Annotated in this window: 16 protein-coding genes; 7 read left to right on the top strand and 9 right to left on the bottom strand. The window is 62.1% G+C overall.

Annotated elements, in window-relative coordinates; translation table 11 throughout:
• Positions 1 to 12: 12 nt before the first annotated feature.
• Positions 13 to 1,185 (bottom strand): glycosyl transferase family 1, encoded by a 1,173-nt coding sequence (locus tag X735_RS149630; RefSeq protein WP_023811598.1) that lies wholly within the window; start codon positions 1,183 to 1,185, stop codon positions 13 to 15.
• 184 nt (positions 1,186 to 1,369) lie between these two features.
• Between X735_RS149630 and X735_RS149635 the strand changes: the two genes are divergently transcribed.
• Together X735_RS149635 and X735_RS149640 are read left to right on the top strand one after the other, a co-directional pair.
• Complete coding sequence (locus X735_RS149635) at positions 1,370 to 2,866, top strand: lipopolysaccharide biosynthesis protein (protein ID WP_023811597.1); 1,497 nt, start codon at positions 1,370 to 1,372, stop codon at positions 2,864 to 2,866.
• A 52-nt stretch (positions 2,867 to 2,918) separates the two neighbouring features.
• Positions 2,919 to 3,941, top strand: a complete 1,023-nt coding sequence (locus X735_RS149640) for a phosphoribosyltransferase family protein (RefSeq protein WP_023811596.1) — start codon at positions 2,919 to 2,921, stop codon at positions 3,939 to 3,941.
• A 142-nt stretch (positions 3,942 to 4,083) separates the two neighbouring features.
• Here X735_RS149640 and X735_RS149645 read toward each other — a convergent pair whose 3' ends face one another.
• The 8 genes from X735_RS149645 to X735_RS149680 form a co-directional block, all read right to left on the bottom strand.
• Positions 4,084 to 5,163 (bottom strand): glycosyltransferase, encoded by a 1,080-nt coding sequence (locus tag X735_RS149645; protein ID WP_023811595.1) that lies wholly within the window; start codon positions 5,161 to 5,163, stop codon positions 4,084 to 4,086.
• Positions 5,164 to 5,237: 74 nt separating this feature from the next.
• A complete protein-coding gene (locus tag X735_RS149650) occupies positions 5,238 to 5,687 on the bottom strand; it encodes a hypothetical protein (RefSeq protein WP_023811594.1) in 450 nt (149 codons plus the stop codon).
• 13 nt (positions 5,688 to 5,700) lie between these two features.
• On the bottom strand, positions 5,701 to 7,143 hold the full coding sequence (locus tag X735_RS149655; RefSeq protein ID WP_023811593.1) for a GMC family oxidoreductase: 1,443 nt from the start codon (positions 7,141 to 7,143) through the stop codon (positions 5,701 to 5,703).
• Between the two features lie 92 nt (positions 7,144 to 7,235).
• Complete coding sequence (locus X735_RS149660; protein ID WP_023811592.1) at positions 7,236 to 8,567, bottom strand: UDP-glucose/GDP-mannose dehydrogenase family protein; 1,332 nt, start codon at positions 8,565 to 8,567, stop codon at positions 7,236 to 7,238.
• Between the two features lie 67 nt (positions 8,568 to 8,634).
• Positions 8,635 to 9,492: a family 16 glycosylhydrolase gene (locus tag X735_RS149665; protein ID WP_023811591.1), complete on the bottom strand. Its 858-nt coding sequence runs from the start codon at positions 9,490 to 9,492 to the stop codon at positions 8,635 to 8,637.
• Between the two features lie 148 nt (positions 9,493 to 9,640).
• Complete coding sequence (locus X735_RS149670; protein WP_023811590.1) at positions 9,641 to 10,036, bottom strand: hypothetical protein; 396 nt, start codon at positions 10,034 to 10,036, stop codon at positions 9,641 to 9,643.
• A 282-nt stretch (positions 10,037 to 10,318) separates the two neighbouring features.
• Positions 10,319 to 11,341: a glycosyltransferase gene (locus X735_RS149675; RefSeq protein WP_023811589.1), complete on the bottom strand. Its 1,023-nt coding sequence runs from the start codon at positions 11,339 to 11,341 to the stop codon at positions 10,319 to 10,321.
• A 95-nt stretch (positions 11,342 to 11,436) separates the two neighbouring features.
• The gene (locus tag X735_RS149680) at positions 11,437 to 12,567 is read right to left on the bottom strand and encodes a nucleotidyltransferase family protein (RefSeq protein ID WP_023811588.1); all 1,131 of its coding nucleotides are present in this window, start codon (positions 12,565 to 12,567) and stop codon (positions 11,437 to 11,439) included.
• A 588-nt stretch (positions 12,568 to 13,155) separates the two neighbouring features.
• On the opposite strand from X735_RS149680, the gene X735_RS1000000167580 reads away from it, so the two are divergent.
• The 5 genes from X735_RS1000000167580 to X735_RS149695 all read left to right on the top strand — a co-directional run bounded on the left by X735_RS1000000167580 (position 13,156) and on the right by X735_RS149695 (position 17,223).
• Complete coding sequence (locus X735_RS1000000167580; RefSeq protein ID WP_013891488.1) at positions 13,156 to 13,308, top strand: lasso peptide; 153 nt, start codon at positions 13,156 to 13,158, stop codon at positions 13,306 to 13,308.
• A gap of 136 nt (positions 13,309 to 13,444) precedes the next feature.
• Positions 13,445 to 13,759, top strand: a complete 315-nt coding sequence (locus X735_RS149685) for a PqqD family protein (protein ID WP_023811587.1) — start codon at positions 13,445 to 13,447, stop codon at positions 13,757 to 13,759.
• Complete coding sequence (locus X735_RS0134300; protein WP_081734865.1) at positions 13,743 to 14,321, top strand: lasso peptide biosynthesis B2 protein; 579 nt, start codon at positions 13,743 to 13,745, stop codon at positions 14,319 to 14,321. The genes X735_RS149685 and X735_RS0134300 overlap by 17 nt, the downstream gene beginning before the upstream one ends.
• A complete protein-coding gene (locus X735_RS149690) occupies positions 14,318 to 16,240 on the top strand; it encodes a lasso peptide isopeptide bond-forming cyclase (protein WP_023811585.1) in 1,923 nt (640 codons plus the stop codon). Before X735_RS0134300 ends, X735_RS149690 begins: the two co-directional genes overlap by 4 nt.
• Positions 16,237 to 17,223, top strand: a complete 987-nt coding sequence (locus X735_RS149695) for an HPr kinase (RefSeq protein WP_023811584.1) — start codon at positions 16,237 to 16,239, stop codon at positions 17,221 to 17,223. Before X735_RS149690 ends, X735_RS149695 begins: the two co-directional genes overlap by 4 nt.
• The last annotated feature ends 5 nt before the right edge of the window (positions 17,224 to 17,228 follow it).

Below are 17,228 nucleotides of genomic sequence, written 5' to 3'. Positions count from 1 at the left end.
TCCCCGGCCATCCTATGCCAATGCCTCGGCGGCAAAGGAGCCGGGCACGGCCGTCAGGCTGCGCAGCCGCTCGACAAGCGCCCGGCAGTCGCTGCGATCGTAGCTCCAGGTCCTCGGATTGCGCGCCAGAACACGCCCTTTCAGCCTGGCGAAGCGATGCTCTTCCATCTTGCCTAGCGCGGCTTCGAGTGCCTCGGGCGAAGCCTGCGGCAACAGCACGCCGATGTCCTGCTGTTTGAGGAACCGCCCGGTCTCGGTGTTGCCCATAGAGATCGGCACCGCGCCGAAACGGCAGCCTTCGTAGAGCCGGTTGGGCAGAAGCCATTCGGAGTTCTGCCCCGCTTCGAAGAAATCGATCGCCCAGGAAAAATGGACATCGTTGTAGATCGCCGCCATGTCTTCCGGATTGCGGTAGGGCCCGAGAAACGACAGCCACGGCTCGGCTTCGACAAAGCCGTGAAAGTCAGGGAATTCCGACAAAGCCGGACGTCCGCGCAGCACGATTTCAAAGCGGCCCTCCATGCGGCGGGAGAAATCGGCCAGCAGCTCGAGCGAGCGGCGGCAGCGCAGCGCACCGAACCAGCCGATCCGCCATGGCGGACCGGCCGGGCTCTCTTCAGCCTCCGGAGCGCCGGGCAAGATCGTCGCGGCCTCGAAATATTTGTTTTCGACCAGCTCGATGGGTGCCGCGACCTGGCCGAACGGCTTGAAATAATTGGCGATAAAGGCAGGAGAACTGGTCACCAGCAGCTTCACATCCCTGGCCAGAAAGCGTTCGGTGGCGCGCAGCGCCTTGCCCAGGACATCGTTGCGCAGCACAAGCCGATGAATGTCGAGGCACTCGTATACGATCGGGACCGATGCACCGAAGGCTGACCTGGCGCGGCGGGCAAGCGCCAGCATTTCCAGGTTGCGCGCGATGATGAGATCCGGTTTTGGCATGCCGCCAAGCTTCGAGCCTGTCGAAACGGCTGCTTTGGCGATGGCCGCGAGGCGTTGGCCGAATCGCCCGTCACGCGTCGCGCCGAGGTCGATCGGCCGCAGTCCCTCGATATCCGCAATCGGATTCGCGGTGCGACGGAAGCCGGCCAAAGTGACCTGGGCCCCACCTGCCCTGAGCATCGTGATCCGCCGGCGCACCGCCGGGTCGGAAACGTCGTGCACAAGGTACAAGACATGCAGCATAAACACTCGACCGCTGTTGGCCCACCCGAGGGAATGCTAGTACAGCTCTTGCTGCATCGCAACATTTTTGCTGCACACATCGACGTTTTCTGTTGCACTGCAAAATTATTGCCGTAGTTTGTAGTCGGCGGCGGTCGTGGATTTCGGGCTCGGAAATCCACGTAAAAAATCAGGAATCCTGAATTTGGAAGCCAATGCATTCGATCCGCCAGAAGGCTCCTTGCGCAAATCGGTTGGGCGCGGCGCGGTTGTCACGGCCATGGCGCAATCGGTGCGGGTCGCGACACAGATCCTGTCCGTCATCGTGCTGTCGCGGTTATTGTCGCCACAGGATTTCGGTGTCGTGGCGATGTGCGCGCCGGTGCTTGCCTTTATCGCCCTGTTCCAGGATTTCGGCCTGACCCAGGCGACGATCCAGAAATCAGGCATCCGGCATGAGGAGGTGAACTACCTCTTCTGGATCAATGTCGCCGTCAGCGCTATCCTGGCTTGCGTGCTTGCGGGTGCGGCGCCGCTGGTTGCTGCCTTCTACGGCGAGCCGCGCGTGACGGGCCTGGTGGCTGCGTTCGGGCTGCAGATCATGGCCTATGGGCTGGGCGCCCAGCATCTGGCGCTCTTGACACGCCGCATGCAGTTCGGCCGGCTGGCCGTCATCGACGTCGCCAGCGCCATTGCCGGGCTTGCGGTGTCGATCGCCTGGACCTTTATCGATCGCTCCTATTGGGCCCTGTTTGCCGGTACGCTGACCGGTGCCGTGTTGCCGACGCTCTGCTATTGGGCGAGCTCGCGCTGGCGTCCGGGCCTGCCGCGCAAGGTCGCCGGCATCGGCGAGCTGATCAATTTCGGCGCCGGCATCACCGGCTTCAACTTCGCCAATTTCTTTGCCCGCAACCTCGACAATGTGCTGATCGGCAAATATTGGGGCGAGGCGCAACTCGGCCTCTATGACCGCGCCTACAAGCTGCTTCTGTTTCCGTTGAGCCAGATCACCAACCCGCTGTCGAAGGTGATGGTTCCGGCGCTTTCCAGGCTTAAGGACGAGCCGGATCGCTACCGCAGCGCCTATCTGCGCGTCATGCCGCTGATCCTTCTGGTGGCGCTTCCCGGCGTCGCCTTCGCCACCGCGATGTCGGATGTGCTGATCCCCTTCGTGCTCGGCGAGCAATGGCGCGCAAGCGCCTCGATTTTCCTGGCGCTCGGCTTTGCCGGGCTGCTGCAGCCGCTCAACAATCCGGCCGGGTGGCTTTTCGTCAGCCAGGGCCGCTCCGGCGATTTCATGCGCTGGGGCATCATAACGGCCGTGACGTCGGTGCTGGCTTTCATGCTCGGCCTGCCCTATGGCGCGCTGGGCGTGGCGATCGCCTATGCGATCAGCGAATATCTGCGGACGCCGTTCCTGTGGCTTTATGTCGGCAGGAGCGGGCCGCTGCAGGCGCACCATGTGCTTCGCGCGGCAACGCCGTTCGTGCTTGGCGCCCATCTGGCGCTGGCCGTGATCTGGTTCATCAAGCCCCTGCTGCCCCAGCAGCATGTCGTCGCCCTGGCCAGCGGCGCCGTGCTCTCCTACCTCATCACCATCGTCATCGCACTGGCATTCGCCTCCGGCCGCGAAGCCTTGCGCGAGGCCCTCAAGATGCTGCCGGCAAGGCTGCCTGCGGCGGCGGCGCGCGAAGCGCAATAATTTGGGCGTCTTCGACTGCTACGGACATCTCCTCCAGGACCAGGTCTGAACCATGCACTACCGATCGATCTCCGATATGAACGACGCCATCGTCAGGGGCCTGCACCGGCTGCCGCGCGATATCGACCTCGTGGTCGGTGTGCCGAGAAGCGGCGTTTTGGCAGCGACGCTGGTCAGCCTTGCCGCGAACATCCCGATGACCGATCTCGACAGCTTCCTGGCAGGTCGGATCTATACGTCTGGCGTCACCAAGCGCCGTGCCGCTCTCGACCGCAAGGTTTCCGAGATGCGCAAGGTGCTGGTGATCGACGACAGCGTCGCCGGCGGCAACGCCATGCGCGACGCACGCGCCCGCATCCAGGCTTCGGGCATCGAGGCGGAGTTCACCTTTGCCGCCGTGTTCGGCCTTGAGCCCCAGCACCAGGAAACCGACCTCGTCTTCGAAGTCGTGCCGCATCCGCGCATGTTCCAGTGGAACTTCATGCATCATAAATTCCTGGCGCAATGCTGCGTCGATATTGACGGCGTGCTGTGCCTCGATCCGACAGAGGCGGAAAACGACGACGGCCCGGCCTATGAGAAATTCCTCAGCGAAGCGCGGCCGCTCCATGTCGCGACCCACAGGATCGGCTGGCTGGTCACCAGCCGGCTGGAGAAATACCGCGCGCTCACCGAGGCATGGCTCGCCAAGCATGAGATCAAATACGACCAGTTGATCATGCTCGATCTGCCGAGCAAGGCGGAACGGCAACGGCTCGGCGCGCATGGCAGTTTCAAGGCCGACTTCTACCGCAAGTCCGATGCCATCCTGTTCATCGAGAGCGAGCACGAACAGGCGCTGAGGATCACCGAACTGTCAGGCAAGCCGGTGCTGTGCGTGGAAACGCATATGGTCAGCTTTCCCAACACGCTGTCGCTGCCGGCACTTGGTCAGGCGGCCAGGAACCTGCCGGCAAGGCTGCGGCAGATCAAGTCGCAAGAGGGCCGCAAGAGCGCTGCCAAGACCATTGCCCGCGCCCTGCTTGGCGCCCGCGGCTACGAGACGCTGAAAAGCCGGGTCAAACGCCCGGCCTGACCTGCTCAGGCGGCGCCGTTAGGGCAATTCCAGGAAAAGTGTGAACGGTTTTCCCGGGAAAAGCGCATAGCGCTTTCCCTTGGGAATTGATCAAAACAAAGAGTTAGAGGAGTTCGCCGTTTCCGTGACACGGCGAACTCCTCTAGGCCGCCTGTCGCGCGCGTTGCTGCATCGCCCTGTCCAGTATCGAGAAGAAGGTGATGAACTGGCGATCGGGATCGAGTTCCGGGCGCCCGGCGAAGCTGCGGGCGAGGCTTGAAAGCCGGTCATATTCCTGGTTGTCGTTCCACAGCCGCCTGACGGCCGCGACCCAATCGGCCAGCGGAGCATCGTAATCCAGCACCACGCCACCGGAGCCGACAGCCTCGGGCAGACCGCCGCGCCGCGAGCCGACAACCGGGATTCCGCTGCAATGGGCCTCCGAAGCGACGCGGCCCCACGCCTCTTCCCACTTGCTGGGAGCAAGCAGGATCTTCGTGCGGCCATAGACCGTCTTCATGTCGCTGGTGCGGCTCTCCAGGACGACATTGCCCAAGGGAGCGATCGTCTGTTCGATCCGCGCCCGGTGATCGTCGTCGAGCTTCCAGCTTTCGACGAACAGGAATGGGATTTCGCGGCAGGCGCCGGCGATCCGCACCGCGAGTTCAAACCCCTTTTCCTCATAAGGGTTGATCAGCGTGACGAACTGGCCCGTCGTTGGCGTCGAGTAGTGCGCCGGGTTGATGGTGGGCGGGATTACCACCGCCTCGATGCCGAACTCCTGTCTGTAGGTACGTGCGGTGAAGTCCGAATTGGCGATGTAAAGCGCTGAATGCAATTCGCGCAGATCGCCGCCCAATTCATGGAACTCGACATTGCGGAGATAAACGACCAGAGGCACGCCCTCCGCCTGCAGCGCCTTGCCGATCGGAACCGATTTGTGACACTGGACCACGGCGACATCGGGTTTCAGCCTGTCGACGGCATAGCCCGCCGCTTCCCAGGGAAACCAGGCCCGCACCACCGGATAGCCGGGATAGCTGTCGACAACCGCCGGCTGCCGCAACAGCTTCATCTTGGCGCGCGCCTTGAAGCCGAAGACACCATCACCGAACAGGGCGGCGAGCACAGCGGCTTCATGACCGTGCTCGATCAGCTGTTCGGCCAGATGATGCGTGCTCGACTGAACGCCGCCGCTGAACTCAGGCGGGTAGCCGTTGCCGCCTGCAAAGAGAACTTTCATGATCGGGCTCCTTGTCGCATCTCGTATTCCTTGCTCGGAGACAACAGCAAAGTCCGCCGCCTCTCTTTTCGACGTCAGGCAAGTTTCGGCGGCTCCAGATTGGCGAAGGGATTGGTACAGGATTGCCAGCCGGTAAATCGGATCGGGTCGTTGGGCGAACTGCGCCAGGCGTAGTCCGTCAGCATATGGAATTCGGCGACGACCCAGCGGTCGAAATGCAGCAGATCTTCCCGCTTCCGCTGGGGCAGCAAGCGGCGCGCGGCCCCCAGTTTGAGCTCCTCCACCAAGGTGACGGCGTCACTCAGTTTTTCGCTCGGAAAGTTCCATGGATTCCTGTCGCGGAACGCCAGCACGAACTGCTGCAGATGCTCGATGCGGATGTTCAACTTGCCAAGGTATTTTTCCAGCGTGACGCGCACCAGATCCTCGTCCGAGAACGAGGAAACGGCGGCGTAGGCGACCCCTGTCGAAACCACTCCGCCAGCCATGACGGCCAGGGCCGAGCGTCGGGAAATCTCGATCATGCGATACCTCCTTTCACGCGATCCGGCTCGCCGCCCGCAAGGACAGCGCTGCCGCGGTCAGGCTCGGGTTGGCGCAGGAGCAGCTCGGATAGGTGCTGGTGCCGACGACGACCAGATTTCTGAGCTGGTGGTGGATCATGCCGCTGTCGATGACCGAATCGGCTGCGCCCGTACCCATCCTCAGCGTGCCCTGGACGTGCGATTCGGTCGGCCGGATGCCGCGATCGAAGAGCTTTTCGACCGGCAGCGGCGCCAGAAGGCCAGGCAATTTCTCCAGAGCGCGCGCCATGCCCTTCACCGCATAGTCCGATGGCGCCTTGAAGCTGACGAAGGCATTCTCATCCTCGTCAAGCGTGACGAAGTTCTCGGGATCGAGCAAGTCCTCGGTGACCACGACAAGCGGCAGCGCCTGGCGTAGCCGCCCTTTTTCGGCACGCAGTCCGTGCTGCCAGCGGTTCTCGAAATAGACCAGTGCCGCCGCATGCTCCGATCGGTGAGGACCATCATAGAGGCCGAAATTCAGGCCGGTGGTGATGGTGCTGCCGTCGAAATTGTCGACGCCGTCTAGATAGACCTCGAAATTCCAGCCGTAGGATTCATGCAGGCCGCTGCCGACGAATTCGCCGCCCAGGCCGGATCGCAGCATGATCGCCGCGCTCTGGATGGCATTGGCGCCGAGAATGAAGAGATCGCCGCTGACCTGGTATTCCTTGCCGTCATGGCTGAACGTGACCGAACGGACAGCGCCGCCGACGTGATCGAGCCGGCGCACTTCCGCACCGAGGCAGACCGAAACGTCGGGATGCTCGAAGACGTGCATCAAGCCGTTGTTGACGGTGAATTTGGCGTCGACCGGACACAGCCAGCAACGCAGATTGGCACAGCACGAGGTGCGTTGCGATGTCGGCAGCCGCGCCCGCGCGGTTGGCATGACGAAGTGCTGGCCGGGCTGCGCCGCCTTCATCATCCTGTCCGGTGTCGACATGCGATGCGGCGGTTGCGGAAACGGCTTCGAGCGGGGCAGCATCGCCGCCATGTCGGGATCGCCGGAGATCGACATGATGTCTTCCGCGTCGCAATAGAACGGCTCGACGTCGTCATAGCTGATCGGCCAGTCATTGCCGATGCCGTAGGTGCTTTTCAGCCGGAAATCATTGGGATGAAATCTTGGCGTCTGCGCGAACCAGCAGTTCGTCCCGCCACCCAGTCCGATCGTGTAGTTCCACGGCTTGTTGGAATTGGTCTTGTAGGTCGTCTCGTCTTCGATGTCGGTGTTGACGTTCTGCTCGAGCTGCCATTCATGGGTGTTGTGGCGTCCCCACTCCAGCACCAGAATGCGCGCCTTTCGGCGCTTGGCGAACTCATGCAGGAAGAAGGCCGAACCGAAGCCGGAGCCGATCGCAACGAGATCGAAATGGTCCTTGGTGATTTGCCCCGGCTTTACGTCCAGCACCATCGGCTACAACTCCACACAGAAATACGCGCTCAGTCCCAGCGCCCGCAGGCCATGTGCGGACCGGTCTTGCATCCGTCTGCCAGGACCTGGTCTCATGCCGCCATTCTGCCGATCGAGTGATATTCGATGCCGTGGCGGGCGATGACCTTGGGGTCATAGAGGTTGCGGCCGTCGAAGATGACCGGCGTAATCAGCGCATCCTTCACCGCATCGAAGGAGGGCGCACGGAAGCTCTTCCATTCCGTGGCGATCAGCAGCGCATCGGCGCCGCGCAGCGCCGCCTCCTTGGTGCCGCACAGAAGCAGGTCGTCGCGCAGTCCGTAGATGGCCTGGCATTCCTGCATCGCCTCGGGATCATAGGCCTGCACATTGGCGCCGGCCTTCCAGAGCGCTTCCATCAGGACGCGCGCCGGCGCCTCACGCATGTCGTCGGTGTTGGGCTTGAAGGCCAGGCCCCAGAGCGCAAAGGTCTTGCCTTTGAGGTTGCCCTTGAAATAGCGGTCCACCTTGTCGAAGAGAACCGATTTCTGTGCGTTGTTGCGCTCCTCGACGGCGCGCAGCAGCTTGGCGTCGAACTTGACGCCTTCGGCGGTCTTGATCAGCGCCCGCACGTCCTTGGGGAAGCACGAGCCGCCATAACCCAGACCCGGATAGATGAAATGGTAGCCGATGCGGGGATCGCTGCCGATGCCCTTGCGGACCTCCTCGATGTCGGCGCCGAGCTGTTCGGCCAAATTGGCCATCTCGTTCATGAAGCTGATCTTGGTCGCCAGCATGCAGTTGGCGGCATATTTGGTGAATTCGGCGCTGCGCACGTCCATCACGATCATCTTCTCGTGGTTGCGGTTGAACGGCGCGTAGAGTTCGCGCATCACAGCCTCGGTGTCCTCGCTGTCGGTGCCGACGATGATGCGGTCCGGCTTCATGCAGTCGGCGACCGCGGACCCCTCCTTGAGGAACTCGGGATTCGAAGCGACATCGAAAGCCAGGTCCTCGCGGCCTCTTTTCTTCAACGTGTCGGCGATCCTAGCTTTCACCCTTTCGCAGGTGCCGACCGGCACCGTAGACTTGCCGACGACGATCTTGGGTTTGTCCATTTCGCGGCCGATGGTCTCGGCGACGGCCAGCACATATTTGAGGTCGGCCGAGCCGTCCTCGCCCGGCGGCGTGCCGACCGCGATCATCTGGATCTCGCCATGCCTGACCGCGGCGGCGGCATCGGTGGTGAACTTGATGCGGCCGGCAGCATGGTTTTCCTTAACGAGGTTTTCCAAACCGGGTTCGAAAATGGGGACCAGGCCCTGGTTGAGCCGCTCGACCTTGGCGGCGTCGATGTCGACGCACACGACCTGGTGCCCGACTTCGGCAAGGACCGCAGCCTGCACGAGGCCGACATAGCCAATTCCAAACACCGTCAAATTCATTCGGTTTCATTCCCATGCAAGGCAGCGGACCGTTTTCGGTCCCGCCGGTTCAAATCGACTTTCCCAACTACTTTACACTGCATGCCAGCGATTCCGGAAATTGACAGGGTTCGCCGAGCGCCGTGAAGGCAACCCGCTCGATCTGCAGGGAAAGCTTGCGGCCCGGATCCGCGAACGCTCCCATCCAACCCTTCATCGTATCGCTGCCCCAAAAACTGAAGAATATCTTCTGTGCATGGCTGGGCAGCTTCGCCGGGTCGGTAATCGTGTTCACCAGCTGGCCGTTGACGTACCATCGCAAGCTGTCCTTCTGCCAGACGAAGGCGTAGTCGTTGAAGGCGTTCTCCGTGCCGCCCGGCACGTTGACGAGCTTCTCGTTCTTGCCCTTGCCCGCGATATAGGCATTGACCTGCACCTTGGAGGTGTCCTTGGTCAGGACCTCGAAGTCGATCTCGTCCCAGGGCTGCTTGTCGCTGGGACCGATATAGGTGAAGAACGCCGCGTTGAGGCCGGAGCCGGTATCGGTCTTCAGCCGTGCCTCATAGGTGCCGTAGCCGAAGCGCTGCTTGGTCTGGATCTCGCCGCAGACGTAGTCGCGATCCTTCAACGTCTGCTTTTCGAAGCCGAGCGACAGCACATTATTCGACAGTCCGACCATGCCTTTCGACCAGGTGCAATTCTGATGGCTGCCGTTGTTCCAGCCGTCGGAAACATACCAGCGCGCACGATCGAAGCTTTTGAAATCATCGACGAAGGACGGCGATGTCGGAATGTCCTGGGCGTAGGAAGGGGTTGCCACGAAAGCGCCAAGAGCAGCCAGCAGCAACGCACCGAGCGACCCCAGCCGCCGCCGGGCGGCTTGCCCGGCCCGATATGAGAGAGACGGTGCGTCAATTGCTGTCGTAGGTTTCGGATTCGAATTCATACCAAACTCACCTTTGCGCTGTGTGTCCCCAACCCAAAGTCGACGTTCGAACCGCTCCTGAACGGGCCAACCTTGACCTCCCTTGTGACCCTCTCGATTGCTTCCCGCCCTGCATCAAATCTGTTGCAACAGTTCCGAGCCTTCACGTTCAACCTCTGCCTGCGCCTGCCGGCCAGGCGAATTCCGCCGAGGTGGCCGAATCGGCATTCTCGTCGAAGACCATATCCAGCGAATGACGGAGCTCTTTCATCATGCCGTCCTGGCGCGACAGCGCCGCGATGCGGCGTTCGCAATTCAGGATCGACTGTGTCAGTGCGCTGACTTCCGAAGACCGCTTGTCGGAAGCTGAGCCGTTTTCCATGGCTTCGACCAGGAAGGCGGCGTTGGTCGACGTTGTCCGGTAGCGATTCTCAAGCCCGGTTCTCTCGGCCTCGATCTCGGCCGCAATCTGCTCGAACAGCTTTGCCAGACGATCAAGACGTGAAACATCGGCCTGCCGGTCGCGGGCCGGATCCCTTGATCTGAAACCGAATATCGAGGCCATGGACTCAGGTTCCTGTCATCGCCGGCTTGTGGGCCGGGCTTCTGGCCGATCCCCGCAGCCGGGGCTCAAAAACTCGTGTTGCGTTGTCCTGCTCCGGAGAGACATCAGACCAATCCGATCGGGGGCCAGTTCGGCTGGTCGTCCACTATGCTGCACCGCAACATAGACTGCCATCGTCGGAGCCGCGAGGCAACCACCCAATTCGTAAACTCATAAATCCGGCCGAAATGGTTTCCGTGATGACGTGCCGCGAGGACAAATTGCAAGCACCGGGGCCCGCTCTCAGCGTTCCTTGCCCATGCTGGTTCCGGCCATCAGAAAACGCCGCGGCGGGACATGTTTTTGGCTGGACATAAGGCCGACGCGACGAAACAGCGCCTCGAGCTTGTCGGAAGCCACGCCCTGGACGATGGGGACGAGGTTGGACAGGCTGGCGAAAGCGTAAGCCGCAGCCGATGCCAGCCCCCGCTCAGCCTTGACGTCAAGGAAATTGCGCAGCCGATATTTGTCGCGCACGTGCCGTTCATGCCGCCTTAGCACCGCCTTCGAGCCTTCTGGCAGACTGTCTATCGCCAGCAGCGCCAGATCCGCATCGGCCAAACGCTTCAGGTCCTGGGTCTTGTGGCGGCCGCTCAGAGAATCGGCGCGGACGACGGCGCCGTAGCCGCAGGAGCGAATGACCTTGAACCGTGCCCCGCATGCGACCGCGCGGGCGTAGAGTTCATAGTCCTCGCCCAGCCGCAGGCTCTCGTCGTAGCTCAACCCGTGGCGGTCGAGGAAGGCACGGCTGATCACCGGCTTCAAAAAGCCCAGTTCGCCCCTCTGCACGCGGCGCCTGGAGATGTTGCCTTCGACGAAGCGCTCGAAATCGAGGAATTCCGGATCGGCGGCAAATTGCGGCGCGACGATTTTCGTCGCGTCGCCCGTCGCATCATCCCTGATCAGCATGATGTTGTCGGCTGCGAAATCCCAATCGGCGCCGGCAAACAGGTTGCGAAACCGGCCTTCGAGGAAGAAATCGTCGGCATCAAGAATGCTGATGAACGGCGATTTCGAGCCGGCGATGGCTGCGTTGCGGGCAAAGGAGGGGCCGCGATTGACATCGAGGCGCATCACGGAGAGCCGCCCGCTGCCATCATCGGCGGATCGTGCGACATCGGCGGTGTGGTCGGTGGAGGCATCATCGACAACGACGACCTCCGCCACTTCCGGTTCGCGCAACGCGGATGCGATGGCGACGGCGATTGTCGCTGCGGCGTTTTTTGCCGCGATGATCACGCAGACCTCGGATTTCGTCATCGACATGGATTTGCCTCTCGTACAGGTAATATCGATTTGCCCTCGCCCCGTACTCCTTCGATGCCCTACAGAATTGCCATCAGCACCCAATTTGCCTTCATTCAGCGCCTCCCCGGCCGCTCGAAGATGCGGCGGCTGATATCGGCGGACGCCGCCCAGCCGGCTTCGGCCAGATAGCGGACCGGCGCGCGGCCGCACAGTTCCCACAGCACCGTTCGCCGCTGTGGCCACCGCAGCGACGGCAGCCACGGCGCGATGACCATGCTGAGCAGATCCTCATTGCCGATGCGCGACAGGATCCTGGTCGCGCGCTGCGACAGCAGCGTGCCAGCACCGCCGAGTAGCACATCGGCGGCGCGCAGGCCAAGCAGCAGCGTGTCGTCCAAACCTTGCACGGTTGCGGCATCGAGCAAACGCTGCTGATCCGCCTCGTCGAGTCGGCCGGCGCTGGCGCTGATATCACAGACGTAGCCCGCGCAAGGTTCCCGGTTGAAAAGTGCCTTGGCAACGCTGATGCAGGACAAAAGCAAAGTATCGGCAACCGAGGTGAACGGCACCGTCGCACCGGCGATTTCGACCTGTCGTTTGCGCCGCAGGAACCCGTCCGCGTCGCGCGGGCTTGGCGAGCCGGGCTGCTGGAGGCGGTAGTGGAGATCTACCGTGGACGACCTCGGCCCGTCGTCCCGGGTCATGTGCTGTTCGCCGAGGAAGCGGACCCACCAGACGGAGTTCGACTTGCCTGATACCTCATAACCGATCTTGCGAAGGGCATCACGCGCCCTGACAAATCCGAGCGGCGAAACCAGAATGTCGACATCGCCGGACGGCTTCATGAAGTGGTCGTCGTAGAGAAGCTGCTGCTGGAACGGACCCTTCAGAAAAACAAAATCGATCTCGCTGGCGCGCAGCACATCATGGACCGCCATGGAATCCATGATGCAGGACGCGTTCATCGAAACCGTTCTCCTGCGGTAGGTGTCGAGCCATCGGAAAAGCTCAGGCGGCCTCTCAAGCGCGGGTGCGCGCGAAAGGGCCTTGAGGACAAAGGTGGCGACCTTGTTCAGCCTGGCGATGTCGGCAATTTTGGCACCGTCCAGATCACGCATCGAAATGTCGCCCGCGCCGGCGTGCGGCCCGGCAAAATAGAACCGCAGGCAGGCCTGCACGTAGGCCACCTCGTCGGCACAGCCGGCGGCGCGCAATCGTTCGTATGAGCCGTCAGGCAATGCCATTTAGCGCACAATCTCCAAAGAAAGCGGTTTGCGCGAACACTTATGCTGCATGTGCGAAGCAAACATCACCAAAAACCTCGGTGCCGTAAAGCCTTTCCTTTTGCAGTGCGAATTTTTGCAACCGAGCGCCTATCGAGATCGCGTCGGAAAGAAGNGGTGCCGTAAAGCCTTTCCTTTTGCAGTGCGAATTTTTGCAACCGAGCGCCTATCGAGATCGCGTCGGAAAGAAGTGAGAACCGCGGCTGAAATATCCTTGTCAGGTCTTTTGCCGATCCCCGGCCGAATTTTCCAAACAGAAAATTCTTTCCATTAGCGACGCCTAAAAATAGGCACAAAGCAAACGACTTATGCAAGCAAAATCACATGCTTAAAGAATCAGCGCGGGCGCTGCCATCGTGCCCAAGGAATCGGCTAAAAAGTGACAAGTTTTCGGCATGGCCGCTCATGTCCTGACGCCAGCAACGTAATTGATTAACGGAAGGTAAAACAGTCTTGACTCATAAATGCTGCCGTGCAGCTATTGCATTGCAGCATAAAAGTGCTGACGGCACTCGACAGGCCGTTTCCAGTCCTAAATCGGAGAGTAAAATGGAACAGAATGTTGAAAAGCATGAATACGAGACACCAAGCCTGACGGTTCATGGTTCGATTGAGACCATCACCCAGGGTGGCGGCGGCAACACGGCGATCGACGCATCGTTCCCCGCGCACACGCCGATCGGCGACCTGACGTTCTCCTGAGACTTATAGCCGTTTCCAGAGTGACATTTCGGGACTCTGGATTCAAAAGCAGACGTAAGAGGGTCGGGGGGCCAGCCTCCCGACTTCTCCTGCGCCAACCGGAGATGTCGAAGCGTTTTGTCAGTGAGGTGCGGGGATGAACTGGAAGCAATCCGACCATGATCTGGCCGACCACGATAGCGTGAGTGCGACCAAGGATGCCGTGGCTTGCGAGTTCGGCGATGGCTTGGCTCTGCTCAATCTCAAATCCAATGTCTACTACAGCCTGAATGGCGTCGGCGCCTTCATCTGGGATTTGATCCAGGAGCCCCGGTCGCTCGGGGACATCCGCAGCGCCGTTCTTGCGCGCTATAATGTCGACCCGGTGCGCTGCCAGGCCGATGTCGACGCATTGCTGAAGGGCCTGGCCGAAAATGGGCTTGCGAGACGGCATCATGAGGCACTTGTCTAAGCCGACCCAGCACAAGGCGCTGGTTTGGCAGGCCATAGTTTCGCGGGCCCTGGTTTCGCGGGCCCTGGTTTCGCGGGCAACGGCTTTACGGCAGGAACCCGCGAGGGAAACAGGCCTCAAGCAGTCGAAGCGCGGCGGAAGCCGGCACGGGCTGGTCAGGATTTTCTCCCTGAGCGGCTCGGAAATGATCTTCCTTGGCCATTGCCTGCTGGTGGTGGCGACAGTTCGGCTGGGGCTGACCCTGCTGTCCTACAATCGTGTACGCAGCCTGGTGACGCGGCTCGACGCGCGGCAGTGCGCCTCGATGGGCGAACTGCGGCGTGTCGCCTGGGGTGTTGCCGCCGCGGCCCGTTTCGTCCCTTACGCTACGTGCCTGACCCAAGCGCTCTCCGGCCAGTATATTCTCGCCCGCCAAGGCAATGAATCGACGATACGCATCGGCATCGAACGTGGTACGGGCGAGCAGTTGAAAGCACATGCCTGGCTGGTCAGCGACAACCATATCGTGCTTGGCGGATCGATCGATGGCTTCGCCCATCTCGTCGACCACGGCAGCCGATGAGCGGCGTCGCCGGAATCCTGCTGCGCGGAGCACACGCACCGGCGGTCGCGGCGGCAGACATTCAGCAAATGCTGGCGCGCATGCGCCATCGCGGTCCCGACGGCGGTTCATGGTGGCTGGACACCAGCATCGCCCTTGGCCACGCCTGGCTCAACACATCGGATGAGGTCGGTCCAGGCCCTTTGACGATGGCTGGCGGCCGGCTCGCCATCACCGCCGATTGCCGGCTGGACAACCGTGACGAGTTGCTGGCCAGGCTCGGTATCCGCGACCAGTCGGTGGCCGACGCGATCGTGCTGATGCGGGCCTATCTACGCTGGGGCGAAGCTTGTCCGGAGCATCTGCAAGGCGATTTCGCGTTCGCCATCTGGGATGACGAGCGGCAATCGCTGTTTTGCGCGCGCGATCATTTTGGCGTCAAGCCGTTCTACTACCACGCGGCGGACCGGCGTTTTGCCTTTGCGTCCGAGATCGGGCCGATCCTGGAGGTCGAAGGTATCCGCGCACGTGTCAGCGAGCGCCAGATCTCCGGCTTCCTGGCCGGGCTTCCCGACGACCCGCAGTCGACCCCCTACAGCGATATATTCAGCCTGCCGGCCCGCCACAGCGTAACCGTCACCGCGCAACAGGTGATGTTGCGTCGATACTGGCAGATCGAGCCGTCGGCGCGGCCCTTGCGGTCGGATGCATCGGAGGAATTCGCCCATCTGTTCTCGCAATCGGTGCGCAACCGCATGCGAGGGACCTCGGCAGTCGGCGCAATGCTGAGCGGCGGCCTCGATTCCTCATCTATCGCCTGTGTCGCCGGCCTGCAGAATGCCGCTGCGCGCAGGCCGAAGCTGCCGACCTTCTCGCTGATTTTCGAGAGGGGCTCGCCGATGGACGAGCGGCCCTTCATCGATGCCGTTCTCGACCAGCAGAAGGTCGACGCGACGCTGATCCCGGTCGGCAACTATGCCCCATTCGCCGAATTCGAACGCGTGCTGGAAGAACAGGAAGGAACGTTCCTGGCGCCGGGCCTGACGCTCACCCGCGGTATCTACCGGACTGCCGGCGCCAAGGGCATCAAGGTGCTGCTGGACGGCCATGGCGGCGACGAGGTCGTTTCCCAAGGCCATGGTCACCTGCACGAGCTTGCGAATGGCGGCCGATGGATGGATCTGTGGCGCGAGGTCCGCAGCGCCTCCAATACCTATGGCGACAGCACGCTTGGCCTTTATCTCCAGTTCCTGACCCTCTACGGGCCGGCCTGGCGCATCGCCAAGCTGAGGCATCTGGCCAACCGTGCCCTGAACAGGATCCGCAAGCCCGCGCACGTGCAGCGCGCACGAAGCTGGCGCGACCTGATCAATCCGGACCTTGCCAAGCGCACCGAGCTTGTCGACCGGTTTCACCGGGCCGGCTATATGCCGCCCGGCGTTCAGGCCAGCGACGCCTTGAGCCATCGCTGGATCCTGTCGAACGGCTATGTCCCGCATGCTTTCGAGGTTCTCGACAAGGCCGCCGCCAATTTCGGCGTCGAGCCGCGATACCCATTCTGGGATAAGCCGCTGGTCGAGTTCTGCCTGGCGTTGCCGGGCGAGGAGAAGCTGAGCCACGGCTTTGGTCGCTATGTGCTGCGTCGCGCCATGCAAGGCGTATTGCCGGAGGCGGTGCAGTGGCGGCGCGACAAGATCGACTTCACCGCCAATCTCGTCAACGGCATGCTGCGCAACCATCGCGACCTCCTGGAACAGCTGCTGGTCTCGGATGCGAACCGCATCGCGCCTTATGTCAATCTGCCGCAAGTGAGTGCTGCCTATGCGCGACTGCTGCGCCAGCCCGATCAGGCAGCCCCCCTGGATGTCCAGTATGTCTGGCGCTCGGCCTCGCTGTCGCTCTGGCTGCGGCAAGTCCAGCAAGGCGGGAGCCCCACGTGATGCCGCGCAACGAGCCGCTCGCTCTATACAATGATGATGCCTGTTCACATGGCCGGGCCATGCGAAAACGCCGCTTCTACCGCGCCTATGGTCTGACCATCGCGTCGGAGGTGATGTTGCCCGAACTGCAGCCGGCGCCGCCGGGGGCGGCGGATCTCGTGATCGCTGTCGGCGCGATCGACCTGCCAAAGCCGGCGCTCGAAGCCGCGGCCGACTTTCGCTTCGAGCCGGACCGGCAATATCTGGCTTGGCATGCCGTGGGCGCGTTCCTGATCACCGATTTCAGCCGTATCGACATCGAACCGGCGCCCGGCGTCGACGATGCGCTGCTCGCGTTTCCGCTGCTCGGTCCGGTCATGGCGCTGCTCTTGCACCGGCGCGGCCTGCTTGTCCTGCATGCCAGTGCCATCGCCGCCGCCGGCACGAGCGCCATCTTCATGGGTGACAAGGGAGCCGGCAAGTCGACGACGGCAAGCGCGATGATCCGGGCCGGGCATCGACTGCTTACCGATGACGTGGTGGCGCTGGACCTTGCCAATCCGAGTGAGCCAATGACCGTTCCGGGCTTTCCGCAGATCAAGCTGGCGGCCGACGCCGCTGCGGCGATCTCGCTCGGGGAAGCGGAAGTGCGGCCGCAAGTGCATCCGGCGATCGACAAAATGCAGCATCGCCTGAACGGTGACTTTTCAGGCGACAAGGTGCCGGCGACCAGGATCTATGTCCTCGAGCGCGGCGAAAGGGCTGACATCACGCCCTTGCCCGCCATTGCCGCCCTGCCGGCCATCATCAAATTCTCCTATGTGACGCGCTTCGGCCGTGCGGCGCTGCCCGACGACTTCGCGGCGGCGCATCTTCAGCAATGTTCATGGATTGCTAACCATATCGGCGTGTACCGGCTGGAAGTCCCGACGGGCCTGGACAGGATCGGCGAAGCCGTGGAGCTGATCGAAAAGGATCTGTCGGCTGGCAGCCGGCGGCCGTGAGCACA

It is taken from the genome of Mesorhizobium sp. L2C084A000, from assembly GCF_000502875.1.
Taxonomy (GTDB): domain Bacteria; phylum Pseudomonadota; class Alphaproteobacteria; order Rhizobiales; family Rhizobiaceae; genus Mesorhizobium.
This window is presented reverse-complemented; position numbering and strand designations above follow the sequence as displayed.

Coding starts and splice junctions, on each gene's coding strand:
- X735_RS149685 (WP_023811587.1), top strand. CDS start 13,445: ATGAACTGGAAGCAATCCGACCATGATCTGGCCGACCACGATAGCGTG.
- X735_RS149645 (WP_023811595.1), bottom strand. CDS start 5,163: ATGAAAGTTCTCTTTGCAGGCGGCAACGGCTACCCGCCTGAGTTCAGC.
- X735_RS149680 (WP_023811588.1), bottom strand. CDS start 12,567: ATGGCATTGCCTGACGGCTCATACGAACGATTGCGCGCCGCCGGCTGT.
- X735_RS149660 (WP_023811592.1), bottom strand. CDS start 8,567: ATGAATTTGACGGTGTTTGGAATTGGCTATGTCGGCCTCGTGCAGGCT.
- X735_RS149665 (WP_023811591.1), bottom strand. CDS start 9,492: ATGAATTCGAATCCGAAACCTACGACAGCAATTGACGCACCGTCTCTC.
- X735_RS149670 (WP_023811590.1), bottom strand. CDS start 10,036: ATGGCCTCGATATTCGGTTTCAGATCAAGGGATCCGGCCCGCGACCGG.
- X735_RS149650 (WP_023811594.1), bottom strand. CDS start 5,687: ATGATCGAGATTTCCCGACGCTCGGCCCTGGCCGTCATGGCTGGCGGA.
- X735_RS1000000167580 (WP_013891488.1), top strand. CDS start 13,156: ATGGAACAGAATGTTGAAAAGCATGAATACGAGACACCAAGCCTGACG.
- X735_RS149655 (WP_023811593.1), bottom strand. CDS start 7,143: ATGGTGCTGGACGTAAAGCCGGGGCAAATCACCAAGGACCATTTCGAT.
- X735_RS149675 (WP_023811589.1), bottom strand. CDS start 11,341: ATGTCGATGACGAAATCCGAGGTCTGCGTGATCATCGCGGCAAAAAAC.
- X735_RS149640 (WP_023811596.1), top strand. CDS start 2,919: ATGCACTACCGATCGATCTCCGATATGAACGACGCCATCGTCAGGGGC.
- X735_RS0134300 (WP_081734865.1), top strand. CDS start 13,743: ATGAGGCACTTGTCTAAGCCGACCCAGCACAAGGCGCTGGTTTGGCAG.
- X735_RS149690 (WP_023811585.1), top strand. CDS start 14,318: ATGAGCGGCGTCGCCGGAATCCTGCTGCGCGGAGCACACGCACCGGCG.
- X735_RS149630 (WP_023811598.1), bottom strand. CDS start 1,185: ATGCTGCATGTCTTGTACCTTGTGCACGACGTTTCCGACCCGGCGGTG.